This window comes from Streptomyces sp. B3I8 (genome assembly GCF_030816915.1).
In the GTDB taxonomy this organism is placed as follows: Bacteria; Actinomycetota; Actinomycetes; order Streptomycetales; family Streptomycetaceae; genus Streptomyces.
Map to the genome: position 1 here is coordinate 3,091,914 of NZ_JAUSYN010000002.1, position 13,153 is coordinate 3,105,066.

A 13,153-nucleotide genomic window follows, 5' to 3' on the forward strand; every position below is an offset into this window, starting at 1 on the left:
TCGGTGGCGTCGGCCAATCCCCGACCGGTGTCACTCGAAGGAGGGGTGTTGGCGACCGAAAGCCCATTTTCGAATGAGCTTTCGATAGCGTGACGACCCACGACAGCACGACGAACCAGCACGGCGGCAACAGCACGAGGAGCGTCCGGACCGGCCACGCGGCACGCGGGGGACGGCCCGGGGGGAGCCAGGGGGTGCCAGGACGATGGTGCGGCGCATCGACGTGAGCGGGAGGGACGGCGTACGCCTCGCCGCCTGGGAATTCGGCGATCCCCCCAAGGACGACGAGCCGGCGGCCGACGCGCAACGGCCCGGCGTGCTGTTACTGCACGGCCTCATGGGGCGCGCCTCGCACTGGGCCGCCACCGCGCGCTGGCTCGCCGAGCGGTACCGTCCCGTCGCCCTCGACCAGCGCGGCCACGGCCAGAGCGACAAGCCCCCGGAGGCCGCCCACACCCGCGAGGCGTACGTCGAGGACGCGGCCTGCACGCTGGAGCAGCTCGGGCTCGGCCCGGCCGTCGTCATCGGCCACGCCATGGGCGCCCTCACCGCCTGGCAGCTCGCCGCCGCCCGCCCCGACCTGGTCCGTGGGCTGGTCATCTGCGACATGCGGGCCTCGGCGCTGGGCGCCGCCTCGCAGCGCGAGTGGGAGGACTGGTTCAGCACCTGGCCGCTGCCGTTCGCCACGCTCGCCGACGTCCGCAAGTGGTTCGGGGAGGACGACCCCTGGGTGGAGCGCCCCAACCCGGCGCGCGGCGAGTTCTACGCCGAGGTGATGCACGAGTCGTCCGACGGCTGGCGCCCCGTGTTCACGCCCGCGCAGATGCTGAGGTCACGCGAGACCTGGGTGTACGACGCGCACTGGGAGGAGCTGGCGCAGGTGCGGTGCCCCACGCTGGTGGTGCGCGGTCTGGACGGCCAGTTGGGCCGGGCCGAGTCTCAGGAGATGGTCCGCGTTCTGCCGCGCGGCCGTTACGCCGAGGTCGCCGACGCCGGCCACCTCGTCCACTACGACCAGCCGGAGGCGTGGCGCGCGGCGGTCGAGCCGTTCCTGGAGGAGGTCCTCACGGGCGCCGACGCCTGACGGGCCTCTGCGGTCCCTCCCTCCTCCGTCACCCCAGCGCCCCGTCGAGGATGCCCGCCCACTGCTCGACCACCCGTTCCCGGCGTGCGGTGTCGTCCGTCAGCAGGTTGGCCAGGCCCAGGCCGCGGGCCATGTCCAGCAGGCCCTGGACGGTCTCGCGGGCGCCGGGGCGGGACTCGTCCACGCCGAGGAGTTCGACGGCGACGCGGTGGGTCTCGCGGCCCACCCGGGCCTCCAGTTCCGTGACGCGGCCGCGCAGCCGGTCCTCGTCGGACGCGGCCACCCACAGGTGCAGCGCGGCGCGGAACAGCGGGCCGGTGCAGCCGTCGACGAGGGCGGCGACCACCGCGCGCCGGTCGCCCGTGGCGCCCTGCGGGAAGAGGTCGCGCAGCACCTGGCAGCGTTCCTCCGCGACGTACTCGACGGCCGCGGTGAACAGGTCCTCGCGGGTCGGGAAGTGATGCTGGGCGGCGCCCCGGGAGACCCCGGCGCGCTCCGCGACGGCGGCGACCGTGGAGCCGGCCCAGCCGCGCTCGGCGAGGCAGGCGACGGCGGCGGCCAGCAGCCGCTGCCGGGTGGCCCGGCTGCGGTCCTGCTTGGGCACACGGTCGATCGCCGCCGCCGCTGCCACCGCCACCGTGCCCGTGCCCGTGCCCTCGGTGTCCATGTCCTTGGTCATGTCCGTGGTCATGTGAGGTCCCTGACGTCCGTGAAGTCCATCCACACCGGGTCCCGTCGTTCGAGGAAGGCCGTCATCCCCTCCCGTGCCTGCGGGGAGGCGAACAGCCGCGCGGCGAGGGAGGTCAGGACGTCCGCGTCCCGGTCGAACGCCTCCCGCACCCCGGCCGTGAGGAGCCGTTTGGTCTCCGCGAGCCCCTGCGGGGAGGCCCGGCGCAGCCCGTCCAGGACAGGGGCGAGGACGGTGTCGACGTCGTCGCCCGCGAGGGTGAGCAGCCCGGTGCGGACGGCCTCGGCGGCGTCGAAGCGGTCCCCGGTGAGGCAGTGCAGGGCGAGTGCGCGAGGGTCGGCGCGCGGCAGCAGCGGCAGGGAGATCACCGCGGGGGCGACGCCGATGCGGACCTCGGTGAAGGCGAAGTCGGCGGCGGTGGCGGCGGCCGCGATGTCGCAGGCGGCGAGCAGTCCGAGGCCGCCGGCCCGGACATGTCCGGTGACCCGGGCCACCACGGGCCTGGGCAGCTCCACGATCCGCCGCAGCAGCGCGACGAGCGCCTCGGGCGGCGGCGGGTCGCGCAGGTCGGCGCCCGCGCTGAACGTGGTGCCGGTGTGGGTGAGCACGACGGCCCGTACGCCGGGGTCGGCGCCGCACTCCGCCAGCGCGGCGTCGAGTGCGCCGACGAGGGCGGCGGACAGGGCGTTGCGGTTGGCCGGGGAGTCCAGCACGAGGGTGGCGATGCCGCGCTCCCGGGAGCGGCCCACCCGCGCGGTGGCCGTCACGGCCGTTCCCGCAGCTCGCGGCGGAGGATCTTGCCGGAGACGGCGCGCGGTACCCGGTCGACGAAGGAGACCCGGCGCACGCGTTTGTACGGGGCGACGCGCTCGGCGACGTACATCATGACCTCTGTCTCGGTGAGCCCGTCCGCGCCCGGCTGCCGGACGACATGGGCGTGCGGTATCTCGTCGCCGTGGGCGTCGAGGGCGCCGGTGACGGCGGCGTCGGCGATGCCGGGGTGGGTGAGCAGCAGGGCCTCCAGTTCGGCGGGGGCGACCTGGAAGCCCTTGTGCTTGATGAGTTCCTTGACGCGGTCGACGATGTAGAGCCAGCCGTCGGCGTCGACGTGCCCGACGTCGCCGGTGTGCAGCCAGCCTCCCCCGATTACGGCTTCGCCCGAGCGGGAGGTGCCCCCGCCGTCGACGAGGGCGGCGGTGGCCTCGGGCCGCCCGAGGTAGCCCTTCATCACCTGGGGGCCGCGGATGAGGATCTCGCCGTTCGCTCCGGGGCCGAGGTCCTCGTCGGGGTCGTCGAGGGAGACGATCCGCATCTCGGTGCTCGGGATGAGCTTGCCGACGGTGCCGGGCGGCGGGTCGGCCGCGTCGAGGGGGACGACGTGGGTGCCCGGGGACAGTTCGGTCATGCCGTAGGCCTGGCCGATCGACGGCAGGCCGAGCCGCCGGGCACAGGCGGCGGCGGTGGCGGCGTCCAGCGGGGCGGCGGCGCTGATGACGTGCTTCAGGGACGAGAGGTCGTACCGGGCGACCGCCGGATGCCTGGCGAGCGCGAGGACGATCGGCGGGGCGACGTAGAGGCTGGTGACGCGGTACCGCTCGATCGCGGCGAGGAAGGTGCCGAGCGTGAAGCGGGGCAGGACGACGACGGTGGAGCCGCGCCGCAACGGCGCGTTCATCAGCGCGGTCAGGCCGTAGATGTGGAAGAGCGGCAGCACGGCGAGGACACGGTCGCCGGGTTCCGTCGGCGCCAGGGGTTCGAGCTGCACGAGGTTGGTGGCCATCGAGCGGTGGGTGAGCATGACGCCCTTGGGGGTGCCGGTGGTGCCGGAGGAGTACGGCAGCGCGGCGAGGTCCTCGGCGGGGTCGAGGTCGACCACGGGTTCGGGCGCGGTGGTGGCCAGCATGTCGATGATCGAGCGGTGGCCCGGCGCGCTGTCGCACACGAAGATCTCCCGTACGCCTCCGGCGCGTTCGGCGGCGGTGCGGGCGGTGTCGAGGAGCGGGGAGACGGTGACGATCCAGCGGGCGGCGGAGTCGCGGAGCTGCTTGGCGAACTCCTCGGCGGTGGCGAGCGGATGGACGGTGGTGACGGCCGCGCCGGCGCGCGTGGCGGCGTAGAACGCGGTGGGGAAGGCGATCGTGTTGGGGCTGTGCAGGGCGAGGACGTCGCCCTTGCGGACCCCGGCGTCGGCGAGGGCGGCGGCCAGCCGCCGGTGGAACCGGTCGAGCTGCTCGTAGCTGAGGGTGGTGCCGTCCGTGCCGTCGATCAGCGCGGGGGCCGCGCCGAACTCCGCGGCCCGGCCGAGGACGGCCTCGTGGATGGGGAGTTCGAGGGCGGGGACGTCTGCGTACTGGCTGCGGAACACGGTTCCTCCTCTTGCCGTCGCCGCCCTCAGTAGGACTTCGGCAGGCCCAGGGTCTGGTGGGAGACGTAGTTGAGGATCATCTCGCGGCTGACCGGCGCGATCCGCGCCACCCGGGCGGCGTTGACGAGGGAGGCGAGGCCGAACTCGCTGGTGAGACCGTTGCCGCCGAGGGTGTGCACGGCCTGGTCGACGGCCTTCACACAGGCCTCGGCGGCGGCGTACTTGGCCATGTTGGCGGCCTCCCCGGCGCCCGCGTCGTCCCCGGCGTCGTACAGGTGCGCGGCCTTCCGCGTCATCAGCCGGGCCAGTTCGAGCTCGATGTGGGCCTGGGCGAGCGGGTGCGCGATGGCCTGGTGCGCGCCGATGGGCTGCTGCCAGACGGTGCGTTCGCGGGCGTAGGCGACGGCGCGGTCGAGGGCGTAGCGGCCCATGCCGATCGCGAAGGCGGCGGTCATGATGCGCTCGGGGTTGAGCCCGGCGAACAGTTGCAGCAGGCCCGCGTCCTCGTCGCCGACGAGGGCGTCGGCGGGCAGCCGGACGTCGTCGAGGGTGAGCTCGAACTGTTTCTCCGGGGCGGTGAGTTCCATGTCGATACGGCGGCGGGTGAAGCCGTCGGCGTCACGCGGGACGATGAACAGACAGGGCTTGAGGCGGCCGGTGCGGGCGTCGTGCGTGCGGCCGACGATCAGGGTCGCGTCGGCGATGTCGACGCCGGAGACGAAGACCTTGCGGCCGGTGAGGATCCAGTCGGCGTCGGGTCCGGTGCCGTCGCGGCGGGCGGTGGTGGTGATGCGGTGGGAGTTGGAGCCGGCGTCGGGTTCGGTGATGCCGAAGGCCATGATCCGGCTGCCGTCGGCGAGACCCGGCAGCCATGTCCGCTTCTGCGCCTCGGTGCCGAAGCGGGCGATCACGGTGCCGCAGATCGCCGGGGAGACGATCAGCATCAGCAACGGGCAGCCGGTGGTGCCGAGTTCCTCCAGCACGAGGGAGAGCTCGGCGATCCCGGCCCCTCCCCCGCCGTACGCCGCCGGCAGGTTGACGCCGAGGTAGCCGAGGCCGGCGGCCTCCTTCCAGAGCTCGGCGGGGGTGCCGCCGGAGGCGGCGGTACGGAGGAAGTACGGGCGGCCGTAACGGTTGCCGAGGGCCCTGACGGCCGCGCGGAGGTCTTTGTGGTCGTCGGTCTCTATGACAGGGGACATGTGGGGCTCCTGAGGGAGAGGGGACGGGTGTTGCCGGGAGGGGTGCGGGTGGGATGTGGGTGGTCGCGCGGTTCCCCGCACCCCCCTTTTTTTTGGGGCGTGGGGAACCGCGCGACCACCCCCCGCTCACTCCTCCCGCACCACCGCCAACAGGGCTCCCACCCCCACCTGTTGGCCCGGCACGGCATGCAGAATCTCCACCGTCCCGCTCGCCGGCGCCGCGACCCGATGTTCCATCTTCATCGCCTCCAACCACAGCAACGCCTGCCCCGCCTCCACCCGTGCCCCCACCCGCACCCCGTCCGCCACCCGCACCACCGTCCCCGGCATCGGCGCCAGCAACGACCCGGGAGCCCGCTCGACGACGGCCTCGGGAAACCGCGACACGGGCGCGAGGCGCGTGCCGCCGACGTAGACGCAGACGTCGTCGCCACCGTCGCCGTACCGCGCGACCGGGTACCTACGCCGCACACCCCCCACCTCCAGCACGACCTCCCGCGCCCCCACCCGTACGACCCGCACCTCGTCGTCCCCCTCGACGGTCACCCCGTCCCGCCGGTACCGGTAGCGGACCTCGCGCTCCTCCCCCGCCACCCGGTACCGCTTGACCTGGGGCTGCGACGGCACGTTGCGCCAGCCGCCCGCGCCGAACCGCGAGCGCCCGACGCCGTCGGCGAGGGCGGCGGCCAGCGGCGCGTACGGGTCGACGGCGGGAACCGTGAGCGCGGCGGCGTGCCGGTCGTAGAACCCGGTGTCCATCCGGCCCCCGCTGAACTCCTCGTGCCGCAGCGAGCGGACGAGAAGGTCGCGGTTGGTCACCGGCCCGTGGACCTCCGCCCGTTCCAACGCCCCCGCGAGCCGGCGCACCGCCTCCGCACGGGTCTCCCCGTGGGCGACGACCTTGGCGAGCAGGGCGTCGTAGTGCACGCCGACCTCGTCCCCGTCGGCGTACCCGGTGTCCAGGCGGACGCCCTCCGGCACGGCGAGCCGGTGCAGTGTTCCCGTGCCCGGGGCCCAGCCCCGCGCGGGGTCCTCGGCGTAGAGGCGGGCCTCCACGGCGTGCCCGCGCGGGCGGGGCGGGAACCTGTCCAGGGCGTGCCCCTCGGCGACACGGAGCTGGAGCGCGACCAGGTCGAGGCCGAACACCGCCTCGGTGACCGGGTGTTCGACCTGGAGCCGGGTGTTCATCTCCAGGAAGTGCGCGCGCCCGTCGGCGACGAGGAACTCCACGGTCCCGGCGCCCGTGTAGTCGACGGCACGGGCGGCCCGTACCGCCAGTGCGTACAGCTCGTCGGTGAGGTCGTCGGACAGGCCGGGCGCCGGGGCCTCCTCGACAACCTTCTGGTGGCGGCGTTGCAGCGAGCAGTCGCGGGTGCCGAGCGTCCAGACGGTGCCGTGGGTGTCGGCGAGGAGCTGCACCTCGACGTGCCGGCCGCCCTCCAGATAGGGCTCGACGAACACCTCGTCGTCGCCGAAGGCACTGAGCGCCTCCGCGCGGGCGGCGGTCGTCCCGGCGTCCAGCGCGGCGAGTTCGCGGACGATCCGCATGCCGCGTCCGCCGCCGCCCGCGGCGGCCTTGACCAGTACCGGCAGGTCCGCCTCGGTGATCTCGGAGATCTCGGTGAGCGGCTTGAGGCCCATGAGGTGTTTGGCGCGCGTCTTGGAGGCCATCGCCTCGATCGCCTCCGGGGACGGCCCCACCCAGGTCAGCCCCGCGTCGAGCACCGCGCGCGCGAAGCCCGCGTTCTCGGAGAGGAAGCCGTAGCCGGGGTGGACGGCGTCGGCGCCGGCGGCGAGGGCGGCCTCGACGATCAGGTCGCCGCGCAGGTACGTGTCGGCGGGTGCCGCGCCCGGCAGCCGTACGCCCGCGTCGGCGGTGCGCACGTGGAGGGCGTCCTCGTCGGCGTCGGAGAACACGGCGACGGTGCGGATGCCCAGCTCGCGGCAGGTGCGGAAGACGCGGCAGGCGATCTCACCCCGGTTGGCGACGAGCAGAGAGCCGATCGGAGCGATCGTGGCGGTGGAGGCGGTGGAGGCGGTGGAGGCGGTCATCACTGGGGTCCCTTCGCCGCTCACATGCGGAAGACGCCGAAGCCGCCCCGCGCACCCTCGTAGGGGGCGGTACGGATCGCGGACAGGCACAGGCCGAGGACGGTGCGGGTGTCCCGCGGGTCGATGACGCCGTCGTCGTACAGGCGTCCGGACAGGAACATCGGCAGCGACTCGGACTCGATCTGCTGTTCCACCATGGCGCGCAGCGCGGCGTCCGCCTCGTCGTCGTAGGGGCGGCCCTTGGCGGCGGCGGACTGGCGGGCGACGAGGGACAGCACCCCGGCGAGCTGCTGCGGGCCCATGACGGCGGACTTGGCGCTGGGCCAGGCGAACAGGAAGCGGGGGTCGAAGGCGCGGCCGCACATGCCGTAGTGGCCGGCACCGTAGGAGGCGCCGATGAGGACGGAGAGGTGGGGGACGCGGGAGTTGGCGACCGCGTTGATCATCATGGCGCCGTGCTTGATGATGCCGCCCTGCTCGTACTCGGCGCCGACCATGTAGCCGGTGGTGTTGTGCAGGAACACCAGCGGGATGTCACGCTGGTTGGCGAGCTGGATGAACTGCGCGGCCTTCTGCGACTCGGCGCTGAACAGCACCCCCTGCGCGTTGGCGAGGATGCCGACGGGGCAGCCGTGCAGGGCGGCCCAGCCGGTGACCAGGCTGGGCCCGTACATCGGCTTGAACTCGTCGAAGTCGGAGCCGTCGACGACGCGGGCGATGACCTCGCGCGGGTCGAAGGGGGTCCTGAGGTCCCCGGGAACGATCCCGAGCAGTTCCTCCGCGTCGTGTCCGGGTGGCGCGGCGGGGCCCGGATCGACGTACGCCTTGCGGTGGTCGAGGCGGGCGATCACCCGCCGGGCCTGGCGCAGGGCGTCCGGTTCGTCGACGGCGAAGTGGTCCGCGAGGCCCGACGTGCGGGCGTGCATGTCGGCGCCGCCGAGGGACTCGTCGTCGCTCTCCTCACCGGTGGCCATCTTCACCAGGGGCGGGCCGCCGAGGAAGACCTTCGCACGGTCCTTGACCATGATCACGTGGTCGGACATGCCGGGCACATAGGCGCCCCCGGCCGTGGAGTTGCCGAAGACGACGGCGATCGTGGGGATGCCGGCGGCGGACAGCCTGGTCAGGTCGCGGAAGAGGGCGCCGCCGGGGATGAAGATCTCCTTCTGGGAGGGCAGGTCGGCGCCGCCGGACTCGACGAGGTTGATACAGGGCAGCCGGTTGGCGAGGGCGATCTCGTTGGCGCGCAGCGCCTTCCGCAGCGTCCACGGGTTGCTGGCGCCGCCGCGCACGGTGGGGTCGTTGGCGGTGATCACGCACTCGACGCCCTCGACGACGCCGATGCCGGTGACGAGCGAGGCGCCGACGGTGTACTCACTGCCCCACGCGGCGAGCGGGGACAGTTCGAGGAACGGGGTGTCGGGGTCGAGGAGCAGTTCGACGCGCTCGCGGGCGAGCAGCTTGCCGCGCCCGCGGTGCCGCTCGACGTACTTCTCGCCGCCGCCGGCGAGCGCCTTGGCGTGCTCGGCGTCGAGCGCGGCGAGCTTCTCCAGCATGGCCGCGCGGTTCGCGGCGTACTCGGGGGCGGAGGTGTCGAGGGTGGAGGGCAGAACGGTCATCGGGCGGCCTCCGGGAGGTCCTGGGTCGCTTCGGGCGCATGGGCCGTCCGGGCCGGGTCCGGGCCGGACGTTGTCAACAGCGCTTCCGGGATGTCCAGGTGGCGGGAGCGCAGCCATTCGCCGAGCGCCTTGGCCTGGGGGTCGAAGCGGACCTGCGCGGCGACGCCCTCGCCGAGGATGCCGGTGACGACGAAGTTGAGGGCGCGCAGGTTCGGCAGGACGTGCCGGGTGACGGTGAGGCCGGCGGCGCGGGTCTCGGGGAGCAGTTGCCGCAGCCGGTCGGTGGTCAGTTCGTGCGCGAGCCAGCGCCAGGCCTCCTCGGTCCGCACCCAGACGCCGATGTTGGCGTCGCCGCCCTTGTCGCCGCTGCGGGCCCCGGCGACGAGACCGAGCGGCGCCCGCCGGACCGGCCCGGGCGGCAGCGGCGCGGGGAGCGGCGGTTCGGGCACGTCACCGGGCACGCCGCTGTCGGGTACGGCGTCGGGTGCGCGGTTGTCGGCGGGCGGGGCGACGGGGACACGGCGACCGTCGTGCAGGACGGCGAGGTGCGGTACGGCGCCCTGCTCGACGTACGCGGCCTCGAAGACGCCGTAGGGCGCGCCCTTCCCCGGTGGGGCGAGGACGTGGAAGCCGGGGTAGCTGGCCAGGGCGAGTTCGACGGCGGCGCCGCTGAACGCGCGGCCGACCGCCTCGGCGTCCGGGTCGCGGACGACGAGCCGCAGCAGCGCGCTCGCGGTCTCCTCGGTGTCGGCGTCGGGCCGGTCGGTGCGGACGAGGTCCCACCGCACCTCCCGGGGCCGGGCCCCGGCGGCGGCGAAGGCGTCCTCCGTCTGCTCCCTGACCAGGCCGGCCTTGGCCGCCACGTCGAGCCCGGTGAGGACGAACACGACCTCGTTGCGGAAGCCGCCGAGCCGATTGAGGCCGACCTTGAGGGTGGGCGGCGGCGCCTCCCCGCGCACGCCTTCGATCCGGACCCGGTCGGGCCCCTCCTGGGTGAGGCGCACGGTGTCGAGGCGGGCGGTGACGTCGGGGCCGGGGTACCGGGCACCCGCCGTCTCGTAGAGGAGCTGCGCGGTGACGGTGCCGACGTCGACGACGCCGCCGGTGCCGTCGTGCTTGGTGAGCACGGCGCTGCCGTCGGCGTGCAGTTCGGCGAGCGGGAAGCCGGGGCGGCGCAGCCGGGCGCGCGGGTGCGCGGTGAAGAAGGCGTAGTTGCCGCCGGTGGCCTGGGTGCCGCACTCCAGGACGTGCCCGGCGACGACCGCACCCGCGAGGGCGTCGTACGCGTCCGGCGCCCAGCCGAAGCGGGCGACGGCGGGCCCGGTGACGAGGGCGGCGTCGGTGACCCGCCCGGTGACGACGACGTCGGCGCCCTCGCGCAGACAGGCGGCGATGCCGGCGCCGCCCAGGTAGGCGTGGGCGGCCAGTGTTCCGGGGTGCGCTGCGGTGAGGTCGTCGCCCTCGACGTGGGCGACGCGGACGGGGATGCCGAGCCGTCCGGCCAGCGCGCGGACGGCGTCGGCGAGCCCGGCGGGGTTCAGCCCCCCGGCATTGCTGACGATCTTCACGCCCCGTTCGTGCGCGAGGCCGAGGCACTCCTCCAGTTGGCGCAGGAAGGTGCGGGCGTACCCGGCGGCAGGGTCCTTCAGCCGGTCGCGGCCGAGGATGAGCATGGTCAGTTCGGCCAGGTAGTCGCCGGTGAGGACGTCGAGGGGACCGCCGGTGAGCATCTCGCGCAGGGCGCCGAAGCGGTCGCCGTAGAAGCCGGAGGCGTTGCCTATGCGGAGGGGGGCGGGCACGGCCGGGGCGTCGGCGGGCGGGGAGGCAGTCGTCGGGGCGTCGGTCACGGGCGCGCTCCCCCGGGGTCCCCCGCGCTCCCCGGCGTACGCCCCGCGCCCGGTGGCCCCGCGAATGCCTGGGCGATGTCCAGCCACCGGTCGGCGTCGGGTCCGTGCGCCCGTACGGCGAGGTCTGCGCGGTGGGCGCGCCGGGTGACCAGCAGGCAGAAGTCCAGCGCCGGCCCGGTGACCCGCTGGGCGGCGTCCTCGGGGCCGTACGCCCACACCGTCCCACCGTCCGGTGCGACGACCTCGACCCGGAACTCCTCGGTCGGCGGCGCGAGTTGGTGCGTCAGGAAGGCGAAGTCGCGGGCCCGCACGCCGATCCGCACGATGTGCCGCAGCCGGGGGGTGGGGGTGCGGGCGACGCCCAGCGCGTCGGCCACGTCCTGTCCGTGGGCCCAGGTCTCCATCAGCCGTCCGGTCGCCATGGAGGCGGCCGACATCGGAGGCCCGTACCAGGGGAAGCGTGCGCCGGGGGGTGCGGCGCCCATCGCCTTGCGCAGGGCCGCGCGCCCCTCGCGCCACTCGGCGAGCAGCGCGTCCGGCGGGCGTGCGGCGCCCTCCTCCGCGCCCCGGTCCACGAAGGAGTCGGGCGCGGCGACCGCCTGTTCGACGAGGGCGCCGAAGCCGTCCGGGTCGGTGACCGCGGCGAGCGCGGAGCGGTCGGTCCAGGCGAGGTGCGCGATCTGGTGGGCGATGCTCCAGCCGGGCGCGGGGGTGGGCCCGTGCCACCGCTCCTCCGGGAGGTCCGCGACGAGCCGGTCCAGCTCCTCGCTCTCGTCGCGGAGGTCGTCCAGCACGGGCGTCGGATCGGACACGGGACGCTCCCCTTCCGGCACGGACACGGCACGGTGGTGCGGCGGTGCGCCGCCGGCCGGCGGGGCTCGGCGGTGTGCGAGGGAGCATGGCAGCGGCGCGGAAAACAAGCAAGCGTGCTTGCATACTTTCCGGCCGGGGGGCCGGGGGGTTGAATGCGGGGCCGGGGGCCGGGGGCCGGGGGCGCGGACGGCCCGGACGGCTCAGGCGGCTCAGGCGGCTCAGGCGGCTCAGGCGGCTCAGGCGTTGAGTCCGGACTCCGGCGTCACCTGCCGGTCCCGCGGATCGGGCTGATCCGGCTGATCCCGCTGATCCCGCCGCTCCCGCCGGTTCCGCCGCCCGCCCCGGCCGACCTGTGTGCGGACCGCGCCCATGCTTGCCGCGATGACGAGAGCGATGGCCATGGCCTCGGGGAGCGACAGGGACTGGTGCAGGATGAGGAAGCCGGCGAGGGCGGCGATGGCCGGTTCCAGGCTCATCAGGATCGCGAACGTCGACGCGGGCAGCCGGCGCAGGGCAAGCAGTTCCAGGGTGTACGGCAGGACGGACGACAGGCACGCCACCGCCGCGCCCAGCCCCAGCGTCGTCGGCACCAGGAGCTTCGAGCCGGACTCCGCGACGCCCAGCGGCGTGATCAGCGCCGCCGCGACGACCAGCGCCAGCGCCAGCCCGTCGGCCTGCGGGAAGCGGCGTCCCGTACGCGCGCTGAAGACGATGTACGCCGCCCACATCGCACCGGCGCCGAGCGCGAAGGCGATACCGGCGGGGTCGAGGCCCGTCAGCCCCCCGCCGCCGAGCAGGAAGACGCCCGCGAGGGCCAGCGCGGCCCAGACGAGGTTCACCGCCCGGCGCGAGGCCACGACGGACAGGGCGAGCGGGCCGAGCACCTCCAGGGTGACCGCGGGGCCGAGCGGGATGCGGGAGACGGCCTGGTAGAACAGGCCGTTCATCGCGCCCATGGCGAGACCGAACGCCAGGACCGTGCCCCAGTCGGCACGCGAGTGGCCGCGCAGCTTCGGGCGGCAGACGACCAGCATCAGCGCCGCCGCCACGGCCAGCCGCAGCGTGACGACGCCGAGCGCGCCGGCACGTGGCATCAGGTTGACCGCGAGGGCGGCCCCGAACTGCACGGAGACCCCGCCGGCGAGCACCAGCCCGACGGGGCCCAGGGAGCCCCGGCGGCCCGGGGCGGTCGCGGGGCCGACGTGGGCCGCCGTCCCGGACGTGGTGGGCGGGGTGGCGGCGCTGGGGGTGGTCACGGGGCCTTCCAGGGGCGTCGGAACGGAACCGGGGCGGGCTGCGGCGCAGCGACGGACCGGCGGGGCGGCACGGTGCCGGGGCGGGCGGTCGACAACCGCGGTCAGGGATCGCGGTCGAGGATCGCGGTCGGACATCACGTTGTCGGCCGGACGGCGACCCGGAAGCACACTCACCCCAATAGTGCACCCTGCTGCACCTCACGGTCCAGAGGATTGCACCACGTCAGTAC

Annotated in this window: 10 protein-coding genes; 1 reads left to right on the top strand and 9 read right to left on the bottom strand. The window is 74.6% G+C overall.

The window, feature by feature from the left end; genetic code table 11:
* Positions 1 to 205 precede the first annotated feature (205 nt).
* On the top strand, positions 206 to 1,084 hold the full coding sequence (locus QFZ64_RS15705; protein WP_307066176.1) for an alpha/beta fold hydrolase: 879 nt from the start codon (positions 206 to 208) through the stop codon (positions 1,082 to 1,084).
* A gap of 28 nt (positions 1,085 to 1,112) precedes the next feature.
* On the opposite strand, the gene QFZ64_RS15710 is transcribed toward QFZ64_RS15705, so the two are convergent.
* The 9 genes from QFZ64_RS15710 to QFZ64_RS15750 form a co-directional block, all read right to left on the bottom strand.
* Complete coding sequence (locus QFZ64_RS15710; RefSeq protein WP_307071719.1) at positions 1,113 to 1,751, bottom strand: TetR/AcrR family transcriptional regulator; 639 nt, start codon at positions 1,749 to 1,751, stop codon at positions 1,113 to 1,115.
* A 20-nt stretch (positions 1,752 to 1,771) separates the two neighbouring features.
* Positions 1,772 to 2,539 carry an enoyl-CoA hydratase family protein gene (locus QFZ64_RS15715; RefSeq protein ID WP_307066178.1) on the bottom strand — a complete coding sequence of 256 codons (768 nt, stop codon included), beginning with the start codon at positions 2,537 to 2,539 and terminating at the stop codon, positions 1,772 to 1,774.
* A complete protein-coding gene (locus QFZ64_RS15720; protein ID WP_307066180.1) occupies positions 2,536 to 4,137 on the bottom strand; it encodes an AMP-binding protein in 1,602 nt (533 codons plus the stop codon). The genes QFZ64_RS15715 and QFZ64_RS15720 overlap by 4 nt, the downstream gene beginning before the upstream one ends.
* A 26-nt stretch (positions 4,138 to 4,163) precedes the next feature.
* Positions 4,164 to 5,336: an acyl-CoA dehydrogenase family protein gene (locus tag QFZ64_RS15725; RefSeq protein ID WP_307066184.1), complete on the bottom strand. Its 1,173-nt coding sequence runs from the start codon at positions 5,334 to 5,336 to the stop codon at positions 4,164 to 4,166.
* A 126-nt stretch (positions 5,337 to 5,462) separates the two neighbouring features.
* The gene (locus tag QFZ64_RS15730) at positions 5,463 to 7,388 is read right to left on the bottom strand and encodes a biotin carboxylase N-terminal domain-containing protein (protein ID WP_307066186.1); all 1,926 of its coding nucleotides are present in this window, start codon (positions 7,386 to 7,388) and stop codon (positions 5,463 to 5,465) included.
* Positions 7,389 to 7,408: 20 nt separating this feature from the next.
* On the bottom strand, positions 7,409 to 9,007 hold the full coding sequence (locus QFZ64_RS15735) for an acyl-CoA carboxylase subunit beta (protein WP_307066188.1): 1,599 nt from the start codon (positions 9,005 to 9,007) through the stop codon (positions 7,409 to 7,411).
* The gene (locus QFZ64_RS15740; protein ID WP_307071720.1) at positions 9,004 to 10,806 is read right to left on the bottom strand and encodes an acyclic terpene utilization AtuA family protein; all 1,803 of its coding nucleotides are present in this window, start codon (positions 10,804 to 10,806) and stop codon (positions 9,004 to 9,006) included. The genes QFZ64_RS15735 and QFZ64_RS15740 overlap by 4 nt, the downstream gene beginning before the upstream one ends.
* Before the next feature lie 44 nt (positions 10,807 to 10,850).
* Positions 10,851 to 11,666, bottom strand: a complete 816-nt coding sequence (locus QFZ64_RS15745; RefSeq protein ID WP_307066189.1) for a TIGR03084 family metal-binding protein — start codon at positions 11,664 to 11,666, stop codon at positions 10,851 to 10,853.
* A gap of 237 nt (positions 11,667 to 11,903) precedes the next feature.
* On the bottom strand, positions 11,904 to 12,923 hold the full coding sequence (locus QFZ64_RS15750) for a DMT family transporter (RefSeq protein ID WP_307066191.1): 1,020 nt from the start codon (positions 12,921 to 12,923) through the stop codon (positions 11,904 to 11,906).
* Positions 12,924 to 13,153 lie beyond the last annotated feature (230 nt).

Bases quoted from the DNA above. Each gene is read 5' to 3' on its own strand.
- QFZ64_RS15705 (WP_307066176.1), top strand. From the start codon at position 206: ATGGTGCGGCGCATCGACGTGAGCGGGAGGGACGGCGTACGCCTCGCC.
- QFZ64_RS15710 (WP_307071719.1), bottom strand. From the start codon at position 1,751: ATGGACACCGAGGGCACGGGCACGGGCACGGTGGCGGTGGCAGCGGCG.
- QFZ64_RS15725 (WP_307066184.1), bottom strand. From the start codon at position 5,336: ATGTCCCCTGTCATAGAGACCGACGACCACAAAGACCTCCGCGCGGCC.
- QFZ64_RS15730 (WP_307066186.1), bottom strand. From the start codon at position 7,388: ATGACCGCCTCCACCGCCTCCACCGCCTCCACCGCCACGATCGCTCCG.
- QFZ64_RS15735 (WP_307066188.1), bottom strand. From the start codon at position 9,007: ATGACCGTTCTGCCCTCCACCCTCGACACCTCCGCCCCCGAGTACGCC.